This window comes from Bythopirellula goksoeyrii (genome assembly GCF_008065115.1).
GTDB classification, from domain to species: domain Bacteria; phylum Planctomycetota; class Planctomycetia; order Pirellulales; family Lacipirellulaceae; genus Bythopirellula; species Bythopirellula goksoeyrii.
Window position 1 is genome coordinate 5,996,216 of record NZ_CP042913.1, and the last position, 25,633, is coordinate 6,021,848.

Here is a 25,633-nt window from a genome sequence, read left to right on the forward strand (position 1 = left end):
TGCGAGAGGCATTACTTGAAGTGTCATACCACCGCTGGTTGTTTGTTGGCTGCTTTTTGTTCCTGGAGGACTCGTTTGTAGTCGGTGGGCATAACTTTCACGAATTGCGGTAGGGACTCGTCCCAGCGGTCGAGGATTTCGCCTGCCACTGTGGAGTCTGTGTAATTCTGGTGCATTTCGATTAGCTCACGTAGCTCGTTTATGTCCTCCTCCTCTTCAACCTTCTCCAATTCGACCATCCCCAGGTTGCAGTTGGCTAACAATTCATCGTTCGGATCCCATATATATGCGATACCACCACTCATGCCGGCAGCGAAGTTGCGGCCAGTAGGGCCGAGAATGACGACGCGACCACCTGTCATGTACTCACAACCATGATCTCCTACTCCTTCGATGACCGTTCGGGCTCCACTGTTGCGGACGGCAAATCGTTCGGCAGCTCGGCCGCGGAAAAATGCCACGCCACTCGTGGCACCGTACAAACAAACGTTGCCTGCCAGGATGTTCTCCTCGGCAGCGAAAGTTGCATCCTTGGACGGATAAAGGATGATACGTCCGCCGGAGAGGCCTTTGCCGACATAGTCGTTGGCGTCCCCTTCGAGTTCCAGCGTGACCCCCTTGGCCAAAAATGCGCCGAAGCTTTGTCCCGCTGATCCGTGGAATTTGAAATGAATGGTGTCGTCGGGGAGAAGCTCTTCACCCCACTTTTTGCAGATCTCGTTGGAGAGAATCGTGCCGACAGTGCGATCGGTGTTGACGATGGCCAATTCCTCTCGGACTTTATCCCCCCGCTCCAGGGCAGGTTTGGCCAAATCAAGAAGCTTGGTCATATCGAGCGAAAGCTCCAAGCCATGGTCCTGAGCCTGGGTGCAGTAAGTGCCAACATCGGGACGCGGCTTCTTGATTGGGGAAAGCAGCGACGTGAGATCCAAGCCATCCGCCTTCCAGTGCTTGATCGCGGCATCGGTTTCCAGGCAATCAACGCGGCCAACCATCTCGTCGATGGTGCGGAACCCCAGCTCGGCCATGATCTGGCGGGTGTCCTCGGCTACCATAAACAAATAGTTCACCACATGCTCAGGCTTGCCGGCAAATTTGGCACGGAGTTCGGGGTCTTGGGTCGCAATACCGACCGGACAGGTATTGAGATGGCACTTACGCATCATGATGCAACCGAGTGTGATGAGGGGTGCCGTGGCGAAACCGAATTCTTCAGCTCCCAAGATGGCCGCGATTACCACATCGCGCCCTGTTTTTAGACCGCCATCGGTCTGCAAAATGACACGGCTCCGCAAGTCGTTGAGTACCAGGGTTTGGTGTGTTTCGGCAATACCCAATTCCCAGGGAAGGCCGGCATGCTTGATACTCGTGAGAGGCGAGGCACCGGTGCCACCGCCGTCTCCAGAGATCAGGATGTGGTCGGCATAGCCCTTGGCAACTCCAGCAGCAATCGTGCCGACGCCCACTTCGGAAACCAGCTTCACACTCACTCGAGACGCCCGATTGGCATTCTTTAAATCGTGGATCAATTGCTTGAGGTCCTCGATAGAGTAAATATCGTGATGAGGCGGCGGACTGATCAAGCCGACCCCGGGGGTCGAATAGCGAATCCTGGCGATGGTGTCGTCCACCTTGCGGCCAGGAAGCTCTCCCCCCTCACCCGGCTTGGCACCTTGCGAGATTTTGATCTGCAATTCATCGGCGTTCGTGAGATAATTAATCGTCACACCGAACCGACCCGAGGCGACCTGCTTGATGGCCGACCGTTTGGAATCTCCATTGGGCAGGGTCTGGAAACGAATTGGGTCTTCGCCTCCTTCACCCGTGTTGCTCTTGCCACCGAGTCGATTCATAGCAATCGCAAGACTCTCGTGGGCTTCCGCTGAAATCGAGCCGAAGGACATCGCCCCGGTGCAGAATCGCTTGACGATCTCCTTGGCAGACATGACTTCGTCGAGCGGAATCGGCTTTGCGGCGGGCTTGAATTTCAGCAATCCACGGAGTTGGCAGCGAGTGGCGGCATCATGGTTGATGTGCTCGGCAAATCGCTTATAAGCATCCTGATCGCCGGCGCGGGCAGCAACTTGGATGTCGGCGATCGACTGGGGATCCCACATGTGGCGCTCCCCTTCGGCTCGCCAATGGAACTCGCCCGGATTCGGCAGAACTGGCAGCTGGGAAGATTTCATCTCGGGATATCCCAGCGTGTGACGGCGCAAAGCTTCTTCAGCCAGGATGTCGAAGTCGACCCCTTGGATTCGGCTGGCAGTTCCTACGAAGCAGCGATCAATAACGTCGCTCTTAAGTCCGACGGCTTCGAAGATTTGGGCACCTTTGTAGCTTTGCAGCGTCGAGATGCCGATCTTGGCCATTACCTTGAGCATGCCCTTGGCGACACCCTTGCGATATTTCTTCACCAGATCGTGGTCCGCTTTGGTGACTGGGTCATAGAGTTCGCCGTTGGCACCTGCTGAAATGGCGGGATGGGCATGCCCTTCGCCCGCTTCTTCGTCGCTCACGGTCGGTTCGCCTGAATCGAGCAGACCGTCACGTCGGGCTTGCCAGAGGGCCTCGAAAGCCAGATAGGGATTGATCGCGTCGGCACCGTAGCCGATCAACAGGCAATGGTGATGCACTTCGCGTGCTTCGCCCGTTTCGACAACCAGCCCGATCTGAGTTCGTTTTGTTTGCTTCACGAGGTGGTGATGCACGGCCCCGGTGGCCAACAGCGAACTGAGTGGCACGCGGTCGGCTGAAATATCGCGATCTGAAAGGACAACGAGTGAAAATCCTTCGTCGACAGCCGATTCGGCCTCAGCACAAACGCGCTCAAGTGCCGCCACCATGCCAGCTTTTCCCTCACTCTTGGGCCAAGTGATGTCGATCACTTTGGCTTTCCAGCCACGATGGTCGATGTGCTTGAGCGAGGCCATCTGTTCATTGGAGAGAATCGGATGCGGCAACCGTAACCTGTGCGCGTGCTCCTTGGTGGTTTCGAGCAGATTCTGTTCGGGGCCAATATAGCACTCCAGCGACATGATGATCTCTTCGCGGATCGAATCGATCGCTGGATTCGTGACTTGGGCAAAAAGCTGCTTGAAATAGTCGTAGATCAAGCGTGGCTTGTCCGAGAGACACGCCAAGCAGGAGTCATTGCCCATCGAACCAATGGGATCTTTCTCTGCTTTAATCAATGGCAGCAGCATGAAGCTCATGGATTCGATCGTGAAACCGAAAGCCTGCATCCGCTCCAAGAGTGTGGGACTGTCGAAACCATGCGGTTCCTTGTTTGGCTCAAGCTCATTGAGATCGATACGCTGATTGTTCAGCCAGGTCTTGTAAGGGAGACGCGAGGCGAACTCGCTTTTAAGTTCGTCATCGGGAATCAGGCGGCCCTCTTCAAAATCGATGAGGAACATGCGGCCGGGTTGCAGGCGACCCTTTGCTTTGACGTTCTTCGGTTCGACGGAGCGCAGTACTCCAACTTCGCTCGCCATGATGACGCGGTCGTCATGTGTGAGATAGTATCGCGAGGGCCTGAGTCCGTTGCGGTCGAGTACGGCACCAATCACTTTGCCATCGGTAAATACAATTGAGGCGGGACCGTCCCAGGGTTCCATCAGGGCGGAATTGAACTCATAGAAAGCCCGCTTTTCTTCGGACATGGTTTGGTGATTCTGCCATGCCTCGGGAATCATCATCATGACCGACTCCTGCAAACTGCGGCCATTCATCAACAGAAATTCGAGGACGTTGTCGAAGGTGCCCGAGTCGCTGCAATCGGGCTCTGCCACGGGAAAGAGTTTTGGTAAATCGTCGCCGAACAACTCGCTCTTAAGGACACCTTCTCGGGCAAACATCCAGTTCTTGTTGCCGCGCACGGTGTTGATCTCGCCATTGTGGCTCATGAAGCGACATGGCTGGGCACGATCCCAGGAGGGGAACGTGTTGGTCGAAAACCGCGAGTGCACCATTGCCAGGTGACTGGTGTAGTCTTCGTCGCGGAGATCGGGATAGTATTGGAACAATTGCTCCGTAGTGAGCATCCCCTTGTAAATGATCACCTTGCTCGACAGCGAGCAGATGTAGAACATCTTTGCCTGGGTGAGCTTGCTATCGCCGCGAAGACGATTGCTGGCTTGCTTCCGGATCAAGTAGAGTTGGCGCTCAAAAGCGTCTCCCGAGAACTTCTTCCCGCTGGCGACAATCAATTGCTCGACGACCGGTTCCGCGGCGAGAGCGGTTGGGCCAATGTCCGCTTTCTTGACATCAGTAGGCACATCGCGCCATCCGACTAATTGCTGGCCGCACTCCTTGATGAGTTCTTCGACTACCGACTTGCAGACCGCACGCTCCTCGACATTCTTAGGAAGGAACACATTTCCAGCGGCAAACTTACCCGGCTCGGGGAGGTCGGCTCCCAGGTCGGCTTTGACCACTTTCTGAAGAAACTCAAACGGCAATGCAGTCAAGATTCCAGCCCCGTCGCCCGTGTTGGCCTCGCAACCACAGGCACCCCGGTGGTCCATATTGCGCAGCACTTCTTCGGCGTCGGCGACAATCTGATGGCTTCGTTCACCTTTGATGTGTGCAACGAAACCCACGCCACACGAATCGCGTTCGTTGGCCGGATCATAAAGACCTTGCTTAGGCGGAAAAGGAGAGAATTGTTGTGCTTGTTCCATGGCAAACTTCCCAAAAAATTACCTGGCCGGAGCCGATTGATGCCAGTGATTGTTTCCATTGTTCGAACTTGCTGTTTCAAGCGTCTGCTCGACCGGGCATCGATCGGAGAATTCCGAATCTGCCTGCAAAAGTTCGACAAAATTGCGAGCCAAGTCCCTTAAGGGGCGGTCGCGGCGATGCACGATCCCCAACGGGCGGGAATGATGCTCCCCTTCGAGCGGAACCTTGACCAGTGTGCCCGATGCGATCTCCTTGGCGACCGTCGGTTCGGGGAGCAAGCTGATCCCCTCGTTGATTTCGATGGCCCGCTTCATGGTTTCGATATTGTCGAATTCAAAGGCAATGGTCGCATCCACATCGTGGACCATCAGCAGGCGGTCGATTTCTGCACGAATTCTGAGTCCCTCTTCGAAAGCAACAAGAGATTCGCCGGACAACTCGGCAAAGTTGACTGAGCGCTCTGTGGCAAAGCGATGATTGGGATGGCATACCAGCACGATCGCTTCGTCGCGCCAAGGAATTGCAGCGAGGGTGCGTGTTTCCTCGGGATAACTCACGAGCCCCAGATCGACGTCCCCCTGTTCGACCACCTCCAACACCCGGTCGGGATGCAGATACTCCAGTCGCACCTGGGCGCTGGGATACTTGGCCGAGAACTGCCTCATGAACAGACTCATGTGCGCCAGCCCAACGGAATAGATCGACGCCACTAACAACCGTCCCGCCGAAGCATCGCGGAGCGTGCGGACATCGTTCTCCAGTTCGTCGTATTCGCGGACGATCTGGCGGCACCCCTCGAAAAAGCGTTTCCCTTCGGGCGTGAGCACAAATGGTCGCTTCGAGCGGTCGAGCAACTGAGCCCCCAGACGCTCTTCGAGTTGGTGAACCACCTGACTGGCATTGGATTGGCTAATGCCATTATCATCGGCAGCGCGCGAAAAGCTCCGCCGCTCAACGATATCGCAATATATTTTTAGGGACTTGATATGCATGGTGTCTACCAAAGTTTCAGCTCGGGAGGGGAAATCCAATTTCACCCAAGGGGCGCAACAATACCCTTGCGGGTTTCCGCCGCCAAAAAGCGAATCGCCGTATTCGCTGTGTTTGAACTACGATCGAACTACGAAAAGTACCGCCTAATCGCTTGAATTGGCTGGAGGACCGGATGCTGGCACCCTGGATTATCAGGGTTACAAATACCGCTGCCTTCCAGAATCTCAAATTCAGATACTAGATTATCCGGCTAGGTTCGCGCCGTCAAGGAGGCGGAAATCGCGGCAGAAATGCCATACCGCAGGATTTGCCAGAGTTTAGCCGCGACTCGAAGCCGAGCCCCGCTCGGCATGAGAGGAGCGCCGCCGGTCACCAATGCTCTCAAGTCACACCAACAACTTAGCCAGGATGCGCCGGAGTACCGACGCCGCTAGACTATCGCAGCGCGCTCTTTCAGAACTAGCGTGCCTTCGGCACTCTTCAGGCCGGTACGGCCGCGCTGTGATAGCCCAGAGCAAGTTCCAACGAGCGACAGCGAGACTGGAACGCCGCCCTGGGTTGCCAAGCACCCCACACGATCCTAGCTCTGAAAGAGCGCGCTTCGTTCGCGAGCAAAAGAGGTCCGGTGTTTTTGGTTGTGAAGGAATCCCCACCCATTTGAATTCCCTCTCATTCATTCCTCAAAGTTTCTTGTAGAAATTGTGCCACGCGCTATGTTAGAGTCCTCTTGGCACTTGTTGCCGAAGCACACCTTTGTGCTGCGCCGATCCTTGACAATTCAACCGTTGATGCAACTATCCAACCGATTCGGCACGACTATCGGCGCGCCGGGACGGCTAGGGATCCGTTGGTCCTCACCGGTGTATCGATGACTCGAAGCAACACGAGTTTTGTCAGCGACAAGCCGAGTTTTGTTTTACAAAACTAATTCGCGAATTTCAGAAAACCACTGCAAAACTAGTGCGAAACGAGCTTGGGACGCCGAGTTTTATATTTTTGTTTTCGGTTTCGATAAATTGGCCACGACAAAACTCCCGTCTTGGTGCGCAGGATCTGGCAAAGTTTGTTGGCTTTGCGCAAGTCTCAGGTACCCGGCAGACACTTCCTCCGGATGAGCCATCGAATTGCGTTCATCACTTCCCCGGCAACTTCTCGAATTTGCACTCGTGCTCCCGGGTCACGGGAGACCGTGGCCGATTACTCCGGAATGTCTTCTGTTACCGCAAACAGGGCTGAGACGTCCACGTTGAAGTCGCTTAGGAGAACAGAGGTTGCCTGTTGACCGGCGCCGAACTCACCATGCACCGCATATCGCTCTCCTTCAAGACGATGAACGATCACCAGCTCCCGGTCGAGGTCCACAATCCAATACTCGGCAATCTTGGCTTCTGCATAGTCATTGAGTTTCAGCTCGTAATCGCGTTGACGATCCTTGGGATCGTCGCTTACGACTTCCATCACCAAGTCTGCGCCATCCCAAACTCGATTGTGGCGCACCGCAAAGTGATCTCTATGCAGGAACAGTACGTCAGGAAGGCGAAGCTTGCCAGGGCGGACCCGTACCCGGATGCCATTTGAATAAACTTTGCCCAGATTATTCGGATTTACGAAGTTGTACAATGCAATATAGAGAAACTGAACTAACGCTTCGTGTGTTTCAGTTGGCATCGGCAAGAACTCCAGTCGGCCATCGGTGAACTCGACCCGTCCGTTCGTCTCATCGGTCAAATCCAGATATTCCACTTCGGACCACTCTCCCTGCTCGGGATAGAGGGTGGCCAATTCCCACGCATAATCACCAGTGCCTTGGAAGTGTGAAAGCGGGGCGTGCGACATGGCAAATACCTACAGAAAAGGCATAGATTCAATCGAAGTCTCAGACTCCGTATATTATAGCAGCTTTCATGACTGCTGGGGTAGCACACAAAGTTACGTCTTATATTCTCTAGTTGGAAAGGCGACTGGCGGATAAGTGTCGCTATCCTCCAAACAGAGCCACGAGAGCATCACTCGTCCTCGATGCTTTCGGCGACTTGCTGAATAGGATTCGGCGGGAGAAATCTTATGCCCTCCACGTCGGTATCACGAGTCTTGGGGAAATCTTCTAGGGTGGAGAGCGAATCCCGTTGCGAGGCGTAGAGTGGGCGTTGGGTTGCATAAGCCACAATTAGATTCGCGACACTCATTAGCGAGTCGGTATTGGTGCGCTCGTAGCCATGGGAACCATCGACGCCGAAGGTCACCAGTGCAGTGCGTATGTCGTTGCCCGCCTCTAAGGCCGACGCGCTATCGCAACGATAATAACGCAGAATGTCCCGCCTGAATTGAATTTCATTTGCCTGGCAAAGTTGGATCAGATGGTGCGTCAGATGGTAGTCGAACGGCCCGCTCGAGTCGGCCATGCCGATCGTTACGCCATACTCGCTCGAACTTTGCCCAGGTGCCGTGGTCCCATTGTCGACCGTGATCATCTCTGCAACATCGCCGTGAAGCACTGCAGACGCACCAGAGCCGACCTCTTCGGAAATTGTAAACAGCAAATGCAAATCAACGGGTAGTTCGATCTCGTTGTCAACGAGGTACTTGGCCACGGTGAGAATCGCCGCGACCCCTGCTTTATTATCGAGGTGGCGGGCACAGATATAACCGTTCGGAAATTCCTCGGTAGAGCTGTCGAAACCCACGAAATCGCCAACGTTGATTCCAAGATCCAACAATTGCTCCTTCGTGCAAGCCCTTTCGTCTACGCGAAGTTCGACATTGTCCCACCCGACCGGCTGTGTATCGACATCATGGTTAAACGTATGTCCGGATGCTTTGAGTGGAAGGACCTGCCCACGATAGATCTGGTCGTCGGTAAAGATGGAGACACGCCCTCCTTCGGCGAATCGAGCCGACCAAGTGCCGACGGGGACCAACCCGAGGCGGCCGTTCTCCTTCAGTTCCCTTACCATAGCGCCAATCGTATCAAGATGCGTGACGACCGCCCGGTCGGGACTCCCTTGTTTTCCTCTGAGAGTTGCACGAATCGCACCGCGCCGGGTCAACTCATATTCAACATTGAGCTCATCAAGCATCTGGCAGACGCAGCGAACTATGGGGTCCGTGTAACCTGTGGGGCTATGAATGCCTAGAAGAACCAGCAAATTGGAAAGAAGGTATTCGCTATCGAGTGGGATATGCTTCATTGGGTTGGGTGCTATTCGCAGAGTTTATCCGCTTGGATCATTAATGGTGTAAGGAAACAGTAAATCGATGAACCGTTCGGCCGTTGGCTGAGGCTCGTGATTAGCCAGCCCGGGACGTTCGTTTGCCTCAATAATATAGTATTGCTCACCCTCCACCGAGGGGACAAGAAAATCTAGCCCCACGACGGGGATTTCCAAAGTCATGGCTGCACGCACGGCAGCTTCGCGCAGAGTGTCGCTCAATTGAGGCGTGACATCGTGAATGGTTCCCCCCGTGTGGAGATTGGCAGTGCGGCGGACTTGCAAAGGCATTCCTTCGGGGAGGATGTCCTTGTATTCGAATCCTTCGCTGCGAATACAACGAAGCGTTTCCTCGTCAAGAGGAATCTGACTCTCGCCTCCGGTAGCGGCCTTACGGCGGCGACTGACTTTCTCCAGCAATTGCGCGATCGTGTGCCGCCCGGTGCCTAGGATCTCCGCGGGCTTGCGAACCGCAGCGGCGACCACTTCCATGTTGATTACAATAATCCGTAGATCGATGCCTGCGACAAACTGCTCTAAGAGAACTGTATCGGCATGGGCACTTGCTGCTTTGACGGCCTTCAGGACTTCTTCCAGTTCTTGCAGATCTACAGCGACACCGATTCCTTGCTCTCCTTCCAAGGGTTTCACTACCACGCGTCCGTGCTCCTTCAAAAACTCGGAAGCCTTTTGATCGTTGGTATAGGCTATCTGATCGGGCACACTAAGACCGACGTTGGAAAGCAACTCTGCCGTAAGCTGCTTATCCGCACACCGACTCATAGAGATTGAGGAAGTAAGATCGCTCAATGACTCACGACAGGTTATTCGTCGATTGCCGTGGCCCAGGCGGAAATAACCGCGAGGGGGATCAATAGGCTCAACTATGATTCCACGTCGCAAAGCCTCTTCGATGATAATCATCGCATAGGGATTGTAGCCTTCCTGAACATCCTGAGCGACGAACAGCGGCTCGTTGATCTGATTGCGTCGCTTGACGGTAAATACCGGCACACGCTCGAAGCCTAGCCCTTCATACAAACGAATCGCGGCTTCGCTCTCCTGCAGTACCGAGAGATCCATGAGGTGGCGTCCGCGTTGTGCAAAGAAATCGGCGAGATGGCTTACAAGCTCAGTACCTACCCCTGGATATTTCGTCTGCGGGTCGACCGCCAACGCCCACAGGCTACTACTGTTGAACATGTCGTCAAAGCAGCTTGTGTGATCGACTCCCAGAGAAACCCCTACAATCTCCTGAGAGTCCTGGGGGCGGGCTAAGAAGTACTTGAAGCGATCGTCCTCTCGACTCTGCCAAACCGTTTCCGTATCGACGGGAACCATACCGTTCGCACTATAGATTCGATTGATCTCGTCAATGTCCTTCTTGGATTCGACCCCGGTAACTCTGATAGGAGAGTCGATTTGGCTCTGACGTTTCCATGTTTTCAGATCCAAACGATAGGTGGTCGATGGATCGAGAAACAAATCCTGCGGGGCCACGCGCAGCACCAACTGGGGGTCATTCACATAGAACGCAATGTCTCTTCGATTGAGCTGCTCCTGCAATAGAATATCTGCCACCGACTGCGGATCGGGAAAAGTGTGAGCGAAGATGAGTCGGCCCCACCCGACATCGACGAATGAACCAATAGTTGTACTTGGGTTGCTCATAGCGATACGTCTATTAACGGGGTTGGTCGGGAGAGAATCGACTTGCTGCGGTTTTTCCACTCATCTCGCCGGTAGGTGCTCCTGTAGCCAGAGTTCCAGCAACGCGATTTGCCAAAGCTTGGAACCACGTAGCGGCGTAATGTGGGCTTCGGGGTCGGCCAGTAAGAGGTCGACATAGTCTTGTTTGAAAAGTCCGCGCTGACGCGCAGCGGGCGTGGACAGTGCATCTCGCGTCATTTCAAGAAATTGTCCTCGAAGGTATTTTAATGCCGGCACAGGAAAATAGCCTTTCGGGCGATCGATTACTTCCGCGGGAATCACACGGCGGGCTGCTTCCTTGAGAATGTATTTCCCCCCGTCTTTTACCTTCAACTCGGCAGGAACTGTCGCAGCGAACTCGACAACTTCATGGTCAAGAAACGGCACCCGAGCTTCCAAGCCGGCTGACATCGTGTGATTGTCGACGCGTTTGACTGGATCGTCAATTAGCATCACCTGCGTATCAATTCGCAGGGCTTTGTCGATTGCGAGTTCGGCGCCCGGTTTGTTGAAGTGGTCCCTGGTAAACGAAGTCACTGCATCTTCGCTAAGATATTGCTCCTGGATCACTTGTTTGTATTTCTCGTAGTCGAGATCAAAGAAGTACTTTTGGTAGGTTGAAAAGGCATCGTCTGTGTCGAGCATTGGAGGATACCAATGATAGCCTGCGAAGATTTCGTCGGCTCCCTGGCCGCTCTGGACCACCTTCAGCGATTTGGCGACCTCTTGGGATAGCAAGTAGAATCCAACATTGTCGTGGCTGACCATCGGCTCCGACATCTGACAAATGCAATCTCTCAATGCCGGCAACGTGCGGCTGGTGTCGATGTACATTTTGTGATGCTTGGTTTGAAACCGCTCGACAATGATGTCCGAATACTTAAACTCATCGCCTAGTTCGTCACCGACGGAATCGAAACCGATTGAAAATGTCTCCAAATTCGCTCCGTCGTTTTCGCAGAGCAGACCGACCACCAAACTGGAATCGAGCCCCCCCGAGAGCAGCACACCCACAGGTACGTCGGCCACCATGCGACGTTTCACCGCCCGTCGCATTACTTCCAAAGTTTCGTCGCACCAATCTTCGAAACTATATCCTGCCTGATCAGGGCGTTGTCCGAATTCCAGATCCCAATAGTGACTCGACTTCATCGTGCCGTCGGGTTCGACTACGGCAATCGTCGCGGGGGGGAGCTTTTTGATTCCCGATAGAATCGTTCTCGGCGGAGGAACGACCGAGTGAAACGACATATAGAAGTTCAGCGCGATCGGATCGATCGAGGTATCGACGTCTCCGGCGGCCAGTATTGCAGGAAGTGACGAGGCAAACCGCAGCCGCCCCGGTGCCTCTGAGTAGTACAGTGGTTTGATTCCCAGTCGATCGCGCGCTAGCACAACTCTACCACTATCGCGTTCATGAATCGCAAAGGCAAACATCCCGTTGAAGTGATCGACGCACTTGGTTCCCCAAGCGTGATAAGCTTTTAGGATGACTTCGGTATCGCCGTGGCTGAAAAACTGGTAGCCCTTCTGCTCGAGTTGTTTGCGGAGTTCAGGGTAGTTGTAGATCGCTCCGTTGAAAGCAATCGTAAGCCCGAGGTGGGAGTCGACCATCGGCTGTTGCGAGTTTTCCGATAGATCGATAATCTTTAGTCGCCGATGCCCAAACGCCACGCGACCGTGGGAAACAATGCCATCGGCATCGGGGCCCCGACGAACCATGCTGTCGGCCATACGACCGACGGCGCCTACGTCGGCCGTTGTCTCGTCAAATCGAATCTCACCACAAATGCCACACACGGATTGCTAACTCCTATTATTTTTATTTAATCACTGTCAGCTTTTGAGGTGGGTAGCCAGCGCTTCGCTATTTTCGCCACCATGGAATAGTTGGGGTCAACCATGTTGCCAAGCCGCATCTTTCCTGCCAGACCGAGCAACTGATATGCTTCCAGTTTGTTGAAACCGTAATCTTCCTCGAGCCAAAAAATCAACTCCTTCCAAGCGATTCTTGCCGCGTCTTCCAAAGGCCTTGCACTACCAACCGCCATGAGGTACTCGTCCGTCTCGATGCGAGGCCAATGGATCCTGCGATTCTTTAGCAGAGCAAAACTCAATGTGATGCGTGCCGACATTTCAGCGGCTACGCCGGTCAATTCGCCATCCCCTTGACAGGCATGCGCATCCCCCACAAAAAAGTACGCGCCTTCGTTGCGAACCGGCAACCAAACGCTGCTTCCCGCGCAGGTTTCGACACAGTCCATGTTGCCTCCCCAATAGCCAGGCACGAGGCTTGAAATTGCCTCAAGGTCGGGAGCCGTACCTAAGGTCCCGATAAATGGCTCCAGGGGAAGCGATATCGTGTCGTTGAACCGAAGCGCGCCGTCCTCGATTGGCAGGATCCGAGTACTCTCAGGCAGGGGTTCATCCAGCGTTGCCGTTAGGCTTGTTCCGGTTAGACCCCCAAATTCAGGAATCAAGGCTGTGACCGCGAACGATTCAGCCGGCTCGATGTTGTGGATCTGAACCACCAGCGTGTCACCCGGCTCGGCCTCTTCGATAACAAATGGCCCCGTTTGTGGATTCGCCCGGGGAGGACCGGGGCACTTTTGCGAGTACAAATCGTCCGATGAATTCAACTTACCTTCGAAGGCATCAACCGTTTTGATCAAGACGGTTTCATGGCAGGCAACCGTAGCAATAGGCGGATGCAGAGCGCTGAGAGTGTACACATAAGCGTCATCTGGCTGCCGAATAGTCCGCATCCGCTTGTGGTCTTCCTCCGCCTCTTGGAAACTATTGCAAGCGTATAGTGTCGCATAATCCGCGAGTTTTTCAACCCGTTGAGAACGTGCAGCACAAGGCAGGATCATGTGAGTCAGGGTCGGAAGATTATTTTGAATCAGACCCTATCAAAGAACCTCGTCGTAGATTGGGCACTCCTGCCCGATACGAGGTTCTTGAATAGGCACTCTTATTCTCCTCTTGTAATTTATTACTGGCAAGCAACGCAGAAGTGCGATTCCAATGCATCAAGAACGTCTCGATTCTCTCATGGTGGCCGATCTGAATCTCGGGTTGTGAAAACTATGACAAAATGTCATCGGTGTCGGGCTATCTCAACCTTTTCTTAATGGTAGTCGCATATACATCGTTGAATCCCCTCCAAAAGAGGGTATAAAGTTAAATTGCAGCAGGGGCAACGGTTAAACCGCGGGACTCTCGATCGGTTAGCTCATATCTTCTCTCTTAGGAAAGCACCCCACCAGCCTAGTTTTTCAGCTCACCAGTGTACGTGTCAACTTATCCATTCCAAACATGAGTTTCAGCGATGCTCAAAAGAATTGTACTTACAGACACTTTCTTCGCTTCATTTCTAACGATTCAATTGTTCACAGGAGCCTACGCCGACGAAGTCCTGCCTCGTCCCGAAGAGCCGTTTGCTGGTAAGATCGGGTTGACCTACAAAGATTCAGAAGCCGTCAAACCGAAACTCAAGATTCCCCAGAACTTCGGAATCGAAGACGCCCCGAATATTCTGATCGTACTCATAGACGATTGCGGATTCGGTCAAATGGGAACCTTTGGTGGAGCCGTTCCTACGCCAACGCTTGATCGCGTGGCCGACAATGGCCTGCGCTATAATCGTTTTCATACCACCGCGCTTTGTTCGCCGACGCGGGCAGCCTTATTATGCGGCCGTAATCACCATTCCGTGGCGAGTGGTGTTATTGGCGAAGCCGGTACGGGCTTCCCTGGTTACTCAGGCATCATTCCAGCCACGGCCGCCACGTTTGCCGAGGTACTACGCGAATATGGTTATATGAATGCCTGGTTTGGCAAGAACCACAATGTGCCCGACTGGGAGACAAGCATAGTCGGTCCCTTCGATCGCTGGTCTGCTGGTCTCGGATTCGACTATTTCTACGGCTTTGTGGGTGGGGATACCGATCAATTCCACCCAGCCTTGGTCGAGAACAAGAAGCGGATCGAACCACCAGAGACAAATGAGGATGGCTCACCCTATCACTTTACGACCGACATCGCCGATCATGCGATTCGCATGATGCGTGCCAGCAAGGCAGTCGCTCCTCAGCGGCCCTTCTTTGTCTACTTTGCGACCGGGGCTACGCACGCCCCGCATCAAGTTCCCGCAGATTGGATTGATAAATTCAAAGGTCAGTTCGACGGCGGCTGGGACAAGTACCGCGAGGAGACATTTGCCCGGCAAAAGAAACTAGGGGTCGTGCCACAAGATGCCAAGCTAACGCCACGCCCCGAGTCACTGCCTGCCTGGGACTCGCTTCCCGAGAACGAACGCAAAATCTACGCCCGTATGATGGAGGTCTTTGCAGCATTCACGGCACACACGGACTACGAGGCGGGCCGTGTCATCGATGCGATCGAAGAGATGGGTGAACTCGACAATACCCTGATCTTCTACATCGCCGGCGACAATGGATCCAGCGCCGAAGGCGGCCTCAATGGCCTCTTGAATGAAATGACCTTCTTTAACGCGATTCCTGAGCCTTTGGAAATGAAACTCGCCTCGCTCAAAACGTTAGGCAGCGAAAAACACTACAACCATTTCCCTGCCGCTTGGGCCTGGGCCATGGACACGCCCTTCCAGTGGACCAAGCAGATTGCTAGCCACTTCGGCGGAACTCGCAACGGCATGGCTGTCTCTTGGCCGAAGCGTATCAAAGCCCATGGCGAAATTCGCGATCAATTTCACCACGTGATCGACATCGCACCGACGATTCTCGAGGCGGTGGGCGTCGAAATGCCTGCCCAGTTCAATGGCGTGGCCCAGAAGCCGGTTGAGGGGATCAGCATGATGTACACCTTCGACGATGCCGATGCGGAGGATCGTCGCACAAAACAGTACTTTGAGATGCTTGGCAATCAAGGCATCTATCACGACGGCTGGATGGCCAGCGCGATTCGAGGGATTCCCTGGGCTAGCGAGTCACCGCCGATCGACTTGCTCAACATGCCTTGGGAGCTCTATCACATCGACGAAGATTTCTCGCAGGCCACCGATCTTGTCAAGAAGAATCCTGAGAAACTCGCTGAGCTCGTGAAACTGTTCTTCGCTGAGGCAGCCAAGTATCAGGTGCTGCCTCTCGATGGTCGCAAGACTGCACGACTTGATGTCGCCAATCGACCAAGCCTGACGGAAGGGCGCAAGACATTTACCTATCCCAACCTCCTTCGACTACCCGAGGGTGCCGCGCCGGACCTCAAGCACCGCAGTCACACCATCACTGCCAAAGTGGTCGTCCCCGAGGGGGGAGCTGACGGGATGCTCTTCACGCAGGGAGGGCGGTTCGCTGGTTATGGTTTGTATGTACTCGACGGCAAACTGGTCTACGATTACAACCTCGTCGGCGTGGACCAGTACACCGTCAAGTCAACCGAAGCGATACCCACCGGCGAGGTAACGCTCAAGGCCGTCTATGTAACGGATGCCGACAAGCCATTTGCTGGCGCAAATGTAACGCTCTATGCCAACGACAAAAAAGTAGGCGAAGGAAGAGTTGAAAAGAGCATCCCTAACCGCGTGACGCTCGACGAAACGATGGACTTTGGCTTCGACACCGGGACACCAGTCGCCGAAGGCTATGACATGCCGTTCAAGTTCGAAGGGAAGCTTACTGCTGTGACGATTGATTTGAACTAAAGAAATCGCACGAATTCTTAAGCCGTATTTTCACCTTTGAAGGAGAATAACTAGTAGAGAAATCAAAAGGGTCGGGAGTCTTTGATTGAAAATGACTTCCGACCCCTTATCTCAATCCTAATTTGAATTGAACTGGAATTGCTATGCATTACGTCAAAGGTGCCTTTGCCCTCCTGGTTATGTTGATCATGATCATTTTCGCAGTTCAGAATCTGGACGTGATCAACGTCAAGTTTCTTTCCTGGGCCATGTCGGTGCCCAAGTTTATGGTGATCGTGGGAACCTACGTTCTGGGGATGATCACCGGGGCGTGGTTGTTCGATTTTCTTAAGATGCTTTTTAGGTCGAACCCGGCAAATGCGAGCCAATGATACTTTCCTGAAAGCACTGGGGAGCTATAGGAGCTGGAATATGAAGTCTTGGAATTAGCCCTAGTAACATTATGCCATTGCCCGTTCGAATGTTATACACTTACTTTCAAAACTACTGATTAGTTCGCTGGCGCTGGGCTGGCGAGCGACATCTTACGTTCTTTAGAGGAGTTTACTCATGAGATTACTATGGAGTTTGCTGTTTGCCTCGTTTGCGTTCTATGGGGCGCATTCACAACAATGCGCAGCGCAGAATACCGCCGGTAAAAAGCCAAACATTGTTATCATCTGGGGCGACGATGTTGGCCAGTCAAACGTAAGCGCCTACTCCCGTGGAATGATGGGGTATAAGACGCCGAACATTGACAGCGTTGCCGAAGACGGGATGATGTTCACCGACTACTACGCTGAGCAAAGCTGTACTGCCGGGCGCGCGTCGTTTATCACCGGTCAGCACGGCATGCGCACCGGACTAACGAAGGTCGGCATGCCCGGTGCCAAGGCGGGCATGCAGAAAGAAGATCCTACCATCGCTAGTCTGCTCAAGGCGCAAGGGTATGCGACCGCTCAGATCGGCAAAAATCATTTAGGTGACCGCAACGAATTTCTGCCAACAGTCCACGGCTTCGATGAATTCTATGGCAACCTGTATCACCTGAACGCCGAAGAGGAGCCCGAGCATGTCGACTATCCGAAGGATCCAGAATTCCGCAAGAAGTTCGGCCCTCGCGGAGTGCTCGAATGTAAAGCAACGGATACGGACGACGAGACCGTTGATCCGCGGTTTGGCAAAGTAGGCAAACAGACGATCAAAGACACCGGCCCGCTGACCCGCAAGCGGATGGAAACGATCGACGACGACATCGCCCAACGTTCGGCTGACTTCATTAAAAGGGAAGCGGCAGCCGGCGAACCATTTTTCATCTGGGTGAACTTCACCCACATGCACGCCTTTACCCATCCGAAGCCTGAGAGCATCGGCCAGTCCGGGCGGTGGCAAAGTGAATACCACGACGTAATGATCGACCACGATAAGAATGTTGGCACGGTACTCAAGGCCATCAAAGATGCTGGCATCGAAGACAATACGTTCGTCATGTACTCAACCGACAACGGCCCGCACATGAACACTTGGCCGGATGGCGCCATGACGCCGTTCCGCAACGAAAAGAATACCAGCTGGGAAGGCGCTTATCGCGTGCCCTGCATGGTCAAGTGGCCGGGCAAGATCAAACCAGGAACGATAGCTAATGGGATCGTCTCGCACCTCGACTGGCTCCCCACACTACTGGCCATGGCCGGTGACCCCAACGTTACCCAGAAACTGCTCAAGGGCTATCAGGTCGGGGACATGAACTATAAGGTCCACCTCGACGGGTACAATCTGATGCCGTATCTCACCGGTGAAACAGATAAGAGCCCGCGAGAGTCATTCCTCTATTGCACGGACGAGCAACAAGTCGCAGCACTGCGCTATGACAATTGGAAGCTACTGTTCATGGAACAACGCGTGCCAGGCACACTGCAGGTATGGGCCGAGCCGTTCACCACACTCCGTGTGCCGAAACTCTTCAACCTCCGGACTGACCCGTATGAGCGTGCCGACATCACTTCGAACACGTACTACGACTGGTTGTTCCAGCGGATTTATCTGCTCGTCCCGGCCCAGACCTATGTGGGAAAATTCCTGGAGACGTTTAAGGAGTATCCGCCACGTCAAAAGGCCGATTCCTTCAACCTCGAAGAGGTAATGAAGAATCTCCAGGAGAACGCCGGCAGTAAGTAATTCTGTGACTCGGAAACCAGGGCCGCCGTCTCCGTTTCGGAGACGGCGGCCTTTTTATGGAGAAGGTAAATGAATATTGATTGTGTCGAGAGAGTGACCACAGATGGATCGCCCGACCATGTGCCGTCGGCCGCTCGGATTGCCGTCTTCGACAAGACGTTCCAGCTGCCTGATTTCGAGATTGTGAATTAGTTGCCCCTCGACAAGGACTTCCCGCACACCCATGATGGATGGCTACGACATGCCGTTTGATTTCGCCGGCAAGCTCAGCGTGGTGACGATTGAACTGGAGTAATTGACTATGAGACTTTTTTCCTTGGTGTTGCTGTTATTTTCTGTTCCAGGTTTCGTTCTTCCACTTCGGGCTGAAGAAGCCTCCTCGAGAACGGGTGCTTCCTTCGACCGCTCCGTGCGAGTCGCCGACAATCGTGAGCCGGCAATCCCGCGCCCGGAACAAGACAAGGCCGTTGCCGCAAAGCTGGCCGCGATGGAACAGAAATTCGGCAAGAAGCCTAACATTGTCTGGCTCGTGGTCGACGACATGGGCTTTGGCGACCCGGGTTGTTACGGCGGTGGCTTACTCGCGGGCGCATCTACGCCGAACATTGACCGGCTGGCCCGGGAAGGACTCAAACTTACGTCGTGTTATGCTCAGCAGACATGCACGCCCACGCGCTCGGCGATTCTCACGGGCCGACTGCCGATGCGCACGGGTCTCACCCGGCCTATTCTGGCTGGCGACAAGGTTACCCAGAATCCGTGGGAAGATGAGGTGAGCCTGGCCAAACTTTTGAGCGACGCGGGTTACACGACGCTGATCACCGGTAAATGGCACGTAGGCGAATCCGAGGGAATGCGACCGCACGATGTGGGCTTCGACGAGTTTTATGGCTATTACCCGGCGCAAAAGGAAATTTCGCAGCGTGTCGATGGGCGACGTTATCCTGGGCTGGTGCTGAATTCCGAACGGCTCGCCGCGTTTGAGGCGATTGGCCCCGGCGATCATCTGATCGAAGGCCATAAAGGTGGGGAAACGAAAGAAATTAGCCAGATCAAATCGATTGAAGATATGGGCAACGCCGACCAAGTGTTGACGGAGCATACTTTACAGCGAATCGCCCAGCTTGCTAAACAAAATAAACCTTTCTTTCTCGAACATTGCTTCATGAAAGTCCATTGCGACAACTTTCCCAACAGCGATCATGTGGGCGAGAGCGAAGCCAAGTATCCCTACAAGGATGCCGTCCATGAAGTGGATCGGCTGGTCGGTCAGATTGTGGATGCTTTGGATAAAGCGGGCGTGCTGGAAAATACGCTCGTGTTCTTCACTTCCGACAACGGCCCGCAAATGGATGGCTGGCCCGATGCCGGTTACACGCCGTTTCGCGGTGCGAAAGGAACCACATTCGAAGGTGGCGTACGTGTGCCGGGAATCGCGTATTGGAAAGGGATGATCACTGCCGGTCGCGAAAGCGACGAGTTATTTGATTTGATGGACCTTTTTGGCGTTGCAATGAATCTCGCTGGCGTGAGCAGCGACAAACTTCCGGCAGATCGTTATTATGACTTTGTCGATCAGACGTCTTTTCTGCTAAGTGATGATGGCCATTCCAAGCGCGAAGCGGTGTATTTTTGGTGGGGGACAACACTTATGGCCTGCCGGATGCACGAGTACAAAGTTCACGTAAAAGTCGTGCTGCCGCAGGCGCCGCACATGCACATCGATTTGGCAACGGTGCAAGATGTGGGGCTGTCGCCTTGGTTCTTCAATCTGTATCTCGACCCCAAGGAAGAAATGACCGTGGGTCACCGTCTCGATCCGTGGCTGGCGAGTGTGACCGCGAAGCTCAAAGCCCACGGCGCTACTTTCAAGAAGTATCCACCGAAGAGTATTGGTCTTTAAACGAATCACTCCTACATGCTTAAGGGTCTAAATATGAAGGCTTGTCATGCTCTCGCAATTCTTACTGTGGTGATCGCATGTCCCTGTTACGCTCAATCTCAACTCCCCCAGCGCGATCCCGAGTTCAAAGGCAAAATCGGCGAGACCTATAAGGAATCGACGCCAAGTTATCCAGCGCCAGTCAGGGCACCCAAGGGCAGTCCCAACGTTCTGATCATTCTGCTCGACGACGTAGGCTTCGGTATGTGCAGTACTTTTGGCGGGCCTGTGCCGACGCCGAACCTCGAAAAGCTCTCGGCGAACGGATTGAAGTACAACCGATTCCACACGACGGCTTTGTGTTCCCCCTCGCGTGCTGCCTTGCTGACCGGTCGGAACCACCATAGTTGCGGGACAGGCGTCATCATTGAAATGGGCACAGGCTATCCTGGCTATACGGGGATCATCCCTCTAAGCACCGCGCCTGTCTCCAAGACCTTAAAAGACAACGGCTATGCCACGGCAATGTTCGGCAAGTGGCACAACACCCCAGAAATGGAGATTAGCCCCGCGGGTCCCTTCGATCGCTGGCCGACGGGACTTGGCTTTGATTATTTCTACGGATTCAATCAGGGGGAAGCAGATCAGTATCACCCTACGCTCTATCGGAATACGACGCCGGTTGCACCACCTAAGACTTACGAGCAAGGGTATCACTTCACTGCCGACATGACCGACGAAGCGATTGAATGGACTAGGAACGTGCGGGCTGCTGATCGCGAGAAACCTTGGTTCGCCTATTTTTCCACCGGGGCTGTTCACGCTCCTCATCAGGTGCCTGCCGAATGGCGTGAGAAATTCTCAGGTCAGTTCGACCACGGTTGGGATCGCCAACGAGAGCTCACGTTCGAAAATCAGAAAAAGATGGGCGTAATTCCTGCCGATGCGAAACTCACACCACGCCCCAAGGAACTCCCTGCGTGGAAGGAGCAATCCGACGATGCGAAAAAAGTATTCATTCGGCTGATGGAAAATTATGCCGGATTTATGGCACACACAGATCACCATGTGGGGCGTTTAATTGACAGCCTGGAGCAATCAGGTGAACTGGATAATACGCTTGTTATCTACATCGTCGGGGACAACGGTGCAAGCGCTGAAGGAGGACTTGAAGGTACTTTTAGCGAGTTGGCCAGTCTCATGGGTGTGCAATTGGGACTTCAGAGCACAATCAAGCGCATTGACGAGATCGGTGGACCTACGAGCGAACCCCACGTACCGGTTGGGTGGGCATGGGCGATGGATTCTCCTTTCCAATGGACTAAGCAAGTTGCCAGCCATTTCGGCGGTACGAGAAATCCGCTGGTCGTCCATTGGCCCAAGGGGATCAAAGCCAAGGGAGAACAGCGCTCGCAATTCCACCACATCATCGATGTCGTCCCTACGATTCTCGAAGCATGCGAAATTACCGTCCCTGACGAAGTCAATGGTATCAAACAAAAGCCGCTTGAAGGAATAAGCATGCGCTATAGCTTCGATGATGCGAACGCCAAAGATCGGCGGACCACGCAATACTTTGAAATGATGACGAATCGTGCTCTTTACAAAGAGGGTTGGCTTGCCTGCAGCCGCTTTGGCGTACCATGGACAACTGCCGGTAAAGAGGGTGATTTCCTTGACTCACCTTGGGAGTTGTACAACGTGGACGAAGACTTTTCCCAGGCCAACGACCTCTCCGCCCAAGAGCCGGAGAAGCTCAAGGAGTTGCAAGCAGAGTTTCTCGTCGAGGCCGAAAAATACGACGTGCTGCCGCTCGATCCAAGAATGGCGGAACGTATGGATCCGCGTAACCGCCTGGAAGGTGAACCGAAGTCCGACTGGACCTACTACGGCAATCGCGTGAGGTTACCAGAACCGGTCAGCCCATTGATCTTTCCATCATCTCACACTATTACTGCGGAAGTGCAAGTTCCCGAAGCAGGAGCGGAAGGCGTGATCGCTTGCTGCGGCGGCTACTCCTCTGGCTGGACTCTCTATATTCAGGACAACAAGCCGCATTTTGCGTACACGTTCTTCGACCTGGCCAATTCACAAGTCGACGGCACGATGGAACTTCCCACAGGCAAAGTCACGATCAAATCTGAGTACGAGGCAGTTGGCCCAATGGAAAAGGGTGGTAAGCTGCGACTCTTTGTCAACGGCCAACCTGCCGGAGAAGGCCAGATTAAACGGGTCGGATTCCGCAGTGGTGGGCTCGAACCATTTGAAGTGGGTCGGGATTCGATTACTTCGATTGTACCCACCTACAAAGACAAGGGGGACTTCGAGTTCACGGGCACCATAGATGAGATCAAGTTTGAGCTCTCGAAGTAACGGTCATGCAATGAATGCTCTCGTAATTCAAAAGCGTCAAGAGTCTTTGATCGAAAACGACTCCCAACCCCCTATCTCAAGCCACGTCTGACTTGCGCGTATTCCGGTCACTAACGTTCGCGGCTGGCCAAAGGTCGCTGCGCGGCTGTTTTCCGTTTGGCCCAAGAAAAGTTGTGGAAGTTCTCCCCGGAATCTTGATAATGGAGCGTGCGACGTGTCACCGGAACTCGCCAGCGCCCGCAAAGTACTGCAGGTTTGCTCGCGCTAGGTCTGCGCGCTCAATAAATTTGACGGATTGGACGACCAAGTAGCGGCCAGTTTGGAGGGGTTTTATTTACAAAACCTCGCCGCTCCCGAGGCAACGTGATTTGTGTAAGTATTGATCGGCCAATGAGTTGAAGCCCAACGGACCGACAGAATGAGAGGGGGTTTTGTTTTGTAGAAAAAGTTTTCGACAAAATGTGTGGGGGCAAATCGCTTCCTGCAGTGCGCAGGATCTAGAAAGAATCGTGAGCTTTCCACCGCCCACGCAACGACAACTAGCGAACGATAATCAGGAGGAATCAGCGTCTGCTGGTTCGTCTTCCTAAAGACGAACAACGGCGCCGATAACTATGGAAGGCATGCCCTAGTACCGCCAGCCAAAACCCGCGTTGGAGAAGAAATTTGGAGCCTCATCGTTGAGACCCCAACCCACGCGCACACCCACTTCCAGATTCGGGTTGATCAAGTAATGCGCACCCGGGCTAAAGAAATGTTGAGTCGTCTCGTCCTCACGACCCTGAGAGAAAATGCCAAAGTACTCCGCATGCACCTTCCAGCTTTCGCCGACGGGGATTTTCACAACGGTCGAAGGGGCCCACACATTGAAATCGTCTTCTTCCTGACTGCTCGTACTGTAGCGGATGGCCGAGTCACAAACTGCTTCACAGGGTAAGGTCCAACCCCAGACGTAAGTCGCCGACATGTCTGTATCGTTCGATTCACCGCTGGTTGGGGTAAATCCCTGCAAGATGACGGCACTCTCAGGCAGCCATTCCCCTTGTTTGGTCACTCGCGCTTTAAAGCCATACAACAACCGAGACGCCCGTTCTAATTCTCCGTCCTCGCCAAAATCGCTGGGTACATTTCCCGAGACCGGGCTCCCAGCACCGCCAACTTCGTAGTTCCATCCCAGTCGCAGTTCGAACCAGTCCCCAATACCTCGACGCGCGACGAATTCGGGATAGCTATGCGTTTCTGGAACAGAGCGGTTGTCGATAAACGAATACGCTGCCTCGAATATCGTGAGCCCGCTGCCAGCGGTCGTCGTTGCAGGAGTGAAAGAGTCGCGATCAGTCTCGATCTCGCCTGCTTCCTCAGATTCTTCCCCCTCAAAACCACCAAAAGGAAATCCTAAGATTCCCTGGCCGCGCGCTGAGCTACCCAAGACTATTGCCACTATCAGTAGCGAGAGGAACGGGCGTAGTGCTAGCATCGACATGGGGCCTTCCGTCGGCAGTTGGCGGGGTAGAGAGTTACCGGCGTATCTTTCGTCATCGACGATGTGCAGTACCGGACTTAACTATTACCTGTCCCAACTTCCAAAGCACAATCGAGTATCACTTTCTTGGCCGGTGGAAGTAATCCTCGTGAATCGCAAATCCATGCTGTAGCAAGGTCTAAGCCATGATCTGAGCTTTGTCGGATAGCAGATAATCTGCTCAGTGTTTCCAAGGACTTCACAAAGCCAAAAATCATGCGAAAATCGATTTTTGTCTCTCGTCGAATTCGCCAGTGCAGTCACAATTATCACTCGAGTTCGGCGAGAAAATCCACGACGCGATCCGGACAGGGCGTGTGTGGCCTGCATGCCGCGGGTCGATTATGGTATGCGATCGACCGGAAGTTTGGAGGCCAACAACTCAACATAAAGGAGACTCTCATGGCTATCGACCAGAAAGCGACATCAAAGCAACTCCTCGAATTGTGGGGCGATAACTCCGTTCACAAAGCCGACGACCATCTCTCGGCTGCTTATGTCAATCATCAGATGCCCGATGCGGCGGGGGGCACTTCCAGCAAATTGCTGGCGGAATGGAAAGGTTTGGTCACCGACTTTCATCAGGGCTTTTCCGACGTGAACATGGAAGTACTCCAGCAAGTGGCAGAAGGAGACTTCGTTTGCTCCCGCTGGCGAATGACGGGCAAGCACACGGGAACCTTTGGGGCGCTTGAGGCAACTGGCAAGACAACGACGTGGACCGGTGTCCACACCGATCGCTACGAAGGAGACCAACTCGTCGAGAGTTGGGTCGATTGGGATAAATTCAGTTTTCTCGAAGGCTTGGGTGTAATCAAGTGACGACCTCAGCTTGAGTTTGATAATTCAGTAAGTGATCTTCAAAGAATCGGGATAGTATTTCTGATGTCCATCGAGATCGTTTCAATCCTTAAGCAGCTTTAATAGAATGTTGCTCTCGCCAGGCTCGTAGAGATATGTTGACTCCCGTTCAATGGGCGTATCTATTTGTGATCTTGTTGTGCGCCTTTGCCGGTGGTTATCTGCCATTGGCCAGACCCGATCAGGCGCGCGGTCCGCAAGGATTTCCCAATGGCGAAGCCTTTTCATCCGGGGTTTTCCTGGCCCTTGCGCTGACGATGCTACTTCCGTCATCGTTTGCGGTGTTTCGGCAAGTGTTGCCTGATCTTGAGTACCCCATTGCGTCGGTGATAGCGATCTTGGCGTTCCTCGTCTTGCTGGCACTCGAACATTTGATGGGTCACTTGGTAGGTCACACCCTGTCGGCAGAGACAAGTGTGAGGATACCGGCGATAATCCCTCTGATCATGACTAGCATGATTGCTGCCCCCTCTTTTTTCTTGGGTGTTGCGCAAAGGTGCTCGTGCAGTTGTCTGGCGCGTCCGAACGGAACTTGACATGCGTGGATTGCGAAAGCC

The 25,633-nt window shown here is 53.7% G+C and carries 16 protein-coding genes; 8 read left to right on the forward strand and 8 right to left on the reverse strand.

Features of this window, described 5'->3' with window-relative positions:
• Positions 1–23: 23 nt before the first annotated feature.
• The 7 genes from Pr1d_RS23735 to Pr1d_RS23765 all read right to left on the reverse strand — a co-directional run bounded on the left by Pr1d_RS23735 (position 24) and on the right by Pr1d_RS23765 (position 13,471).
• The gene (locus tag Pr1d_RS23735) at positions 24–4,685 is read right to left on the reverse strand and encodes a glutamate synthase-related protein (protein ID WP_148075850.1); all 4,662 of its coding nucleotides are present in this window, start codon (positions 4,683–4,685) and stop codon (positions 24–26) included.
• 18 nt (positions 4,686–4,703) lie between these two features.
• Positions 4,704–5,678 (reverse strand): LysR family transcriptional regulator, encoded by a 975-nt coding sequence (locus Pr1d_RS23740; protein WP_148075851.1) that lies wholly within the window; start codon positions 5,676–5,678, stop codon positions 4,704–4,706.
• Between the two features lie 1,198 nt (positions 5,679–6,876).
• Positions 6,877–7,515, reverse strand: coding sequence for a Uma2 family endonuclease (locus Pr1d_RS23745; protein ID WP_148075852.1), 639 nt, complete (start codon positions 7,513–7,515; stop codon positions 6,877–6,879).
• Between the two features lie 170 nt (positions 7,516–7,685).
• Complete coding sequence (locus tag Pr1d_RS23750; RefSeq protein ID WP_148075853.1) at positions 7,686–8,867, reverse strand: osmoprotectant NAGGN system M42 family peptidase; 1,182 nt, start codon at positions 8,865–8,867, stop codon at positions 7,686–7,688.
• Positions 8,868–8,891: 24 nt separating this feature from the next.
• Positions 8,892–10,559, reverse strand: a complete 1,668-nt coding sequence (gene ngg / locus Pr1d_RS23755; protein WP_148075854.1) for an N-acetylglutaminylglutamine synthetase — start codon at positions 10,557–10,559, stop codon at positions 8,892–8,894.
• A gap of 60 nt (positions 10,560–10,619) precedes the next feature.
• Complete coding sequence (locus Pr1d_RS23760; RefSeq protein ID WP_148075855.1) at positions 10,620–12,398, reverse strand: N-acetylglutaminylglutamine amidotransferase; 1,779 nt, start codon at positions 12,396–12,398, stop codon at positions 10,620–10,622.
• A 26-nt stretch (positions 12,399–12,424) separates the two neighbouring features.
• Positions 12,425–13,471 carry an acetamidase/formamidase family protein gene (locus tag Pr1d_RS23765; protein ID WP_210417819.1) on the reverse strand — a complete coding sequence of 349 codons (1,047 nt, stop codon included), beginning with the start codon at positions 13,469–13,471 and terminating at the stop codon, positions 12,425–12,427.
• Positions 13,472–13,929: 458 nt separating this feature from the next.
• On the opposite strand from Pr1d_RS23765, the gene Pr1d_RS23770 reads away from it, so the two are divergent.
• From Pr1d_RS23770 to Pr1d_RS23790, 6 genes are all read left to right on the forward strand, one after another.
• Positions 13,930–16,281, forward strand: a complete 2,352-nt coding sequence (locus Pr1d_RS23770) for an arylsulfatase (protein WP_148075856.1) — start codon at positions 13,930–13,932, stop codon at positions 16,279–16,281.
• A 143-nt stretch (positions 16,282–16,424) separates the two neighbouring features.
• Positions 16,425–16,652 carry a LapA family protein gene (locus Pr1d_RS23775; protein ID WP_148075857.1) on the forward strand — a complete coding sequence of 76 codons (228 nt, stop codon included), beginning with the start codon at positions 16,425–16,427 and terminating at the stop codon, positions 16,650–16,652.
• A gap of 178 nt (positions 16,653–16,830) precedes the next feature.
• Entirely contained in the window at positions 16,831–18,438 is a 1,608-nt protein-coding gene (locus tag Pr1d_RS23780; protein WP_148075858.1) for an arylsulfatase, read from the forward strand.
• Positions 18,439–18,507: 69 nt separating this feature from the next.
• On the forward strand, positions 18,508–18,630 hold the full coding sequence (locus Pr1d_RS26550; protein WP_261343804.1) for a hypothetical protein: 123 nt from the start codon (positions 18,508–18,510) through the stop codon (positions 18,628–18,630).
• A gap of 109 nt (positions 18,631–18,739) precedes the next feature.
• Complete coding sequence (locus tag Pr1d_RS23785) at positions 18,740–20,341, forward strand: arylsulfatase (RefSeq protein WP_148075859.1); 1,602 nt, start codon at positions 18,740–18,742, stop codon at positions 20,339–20,341.
• Between the two features lie 33 nt (positions 20,342–20,374).
• Positions 20,375–22,693: an arylsulfatase gene (locus Pr1d_RS23790; protein WP_148076514.1), complete on the forward strand. Its 2,319-nt coding sequence runs from the start codon at positions 20,375–20,377 to the stop codon at positions 22,691–22,693.
• A 628-nt stretch (positions 22,694–23,321) separates the two neighbouring features.
• Here the strand turns inward: Pr1d_RS23790 and Pr1d_RS23795 are convergent.
• The gene (locus Pr1d_RS23795) at positions 23,322–24,176 is read right to left on the reverse strand and encodes a transporter (protein ID WP_148075860.1); all 855 of its coding nucleotides are present in this window, start codon (positions 24,174–24,176) and stop codon (positions 23,322–23,324) included.
• A 441-nt stretch (positions 24,177–24,617) separates the two neighbouring features.
• Between Pr1d_RS23795 and Pr1d_RS23800 the strand changes: the two genes are divergently transcribed.
• Both Pr1d_RS23800 and Pr1d_RS23805 read left to right on the forward strand, forming a co-directional pair.
• Entirely contained in the window at positions 24,618–25,037 is a 420-nt protein-coding gene (locus Pr1d_RS23800) for an ester cyclase (RefSeq protein ID WP_168205457.1), read from the forward strand.
• Positions 25,038–25,171: 134 nt separating this feature from the next.
• Complete coding sequence (locus Pr1d_RS23805) at positions 25,172–25,612, forward strand: ZIP family metal transporter (RefSeq protein WP_148075862.1); 441 nt, start codon at positions 25,172–25,174, stop codon at positions 25,610–25,612.
• Positions 25,613–25,633: the final 21 nt, after the last annotated feature.

What these genes read in the sequence shown, in the direction of transcription:
- Pr1d_RS23735 (WP_148075850.1), bottom strand. Translation starts at nt 4,685, where the DNA reads ATGGAACAAGCACAACAATTCTCTCCTTTTCCGCCTAAGCAAGGTCTT.
- Pr1d_RS23740 (WP_148075851.1), bottom strand. Translation starts at nt 5,678, where the DNA reads ATGCATATCAAGTCCCTAAAAATATATTGCGATATCGTTGAGCGGCGG.
- Pr1d_RS23745 (WP_148075852.1), bottom strand. Translation starts at nt 7,515, where the DNA reads ATGTCGCACGCCCCGCTTTCACACTTCCAAGGCACTGGTGATTATGCG.
- Pr1d_RS23750 (WP_148075853.1), bottom strand. Translation starts at nt 8,867, where the DNA reads ATGAAGCATATCCCACTCGATAGCGAATACCTTCTTTCCAATTTGCTG.
- ngg (WP_148075854.1), bottom strand. Translation starts at nt 10,559, where the DNA reads ATGAGCAACCCAAGTACAACTATTGGTTCATTCGTCGATGTCGGGTGG.
- Pr1d_RS23765 (WP_210417819.1), bottom strand. Translation starts at nt 13,471, where the DNA reads ATGATCCTGCCTTGTGCTGCACGTTCTCAACGGGTTGAAAAACTCGCG.
- Pr1d_RS23770 (WP_148075856.1), top strand. Translation starts at nt 13,930, where the DNA reads ATGCTCAAAAGAATTGTACTTACAGACACTTTCTTCGCTTCATTTCTA.
- Pr1d_RS23775 (WP_148075857.1), top strand. Translation starts at nt 16,425, where the DNA reads ATGCATTACGTCAAAGGTGCCTTTGCCCTCCTGGTTATGTTGATCATG.
- Pr1d_RS23780 (WP_148075858.1), top strand. Translation starts at nt 16,831, where the DNA reads ATGAGATTACTATGGAGTTTGCTGTTTGCCTCGTTTGCGTTCTATGGG.
- Pr1d_RS26550 (WP_261343804.1), top strand. Translation starts at nt 18,508, where the DNA reads ATGAATATTGATTGTGTCGAGAGAGTGACCACAGATGGATCGCCCGAC.
- Pr1d_RS23785 (WP_148075859.1), top strand. Translation starts at nt 18,740, where the DNA reads ATGAGACTTTTTTCCTTGGTGTTGCTGTTATTTTCTGTTCCAGGTTTC.
- Pr1d_RS23790 (WP_148076514.1), top strand. Translation starts at nt 20,375, where the DNA reads ATGAAGGCTTGTCATGCTCTCGCAATTCTTACTGTGGTGATCGCATGT.
- Pr1d_RS23795 (WP_148075860.1), bottom strand. Translation starts at nt 24,176, where the DNA reads ATGTCGATGCTAGCACTACGCCCGTTCCTCTCGCTACTGATAGTGGCA.
- Pr1d_RS23800 (WP_168205457.1), top strand. Translation starts at nt 24,618, where the DNA reads ATGGCTATCGACCAGAAAGCGACATCAAAGCAACTCCTCGAATTGTGG.
- Pr1d_RS23805 (WP_148075862.1), top strand. Translation starts at nt 25,172, where the DNA reads ATGTTGACTCCCGTTCAATGGGCGTATCTATTTGTGATCTTGTTGTGC.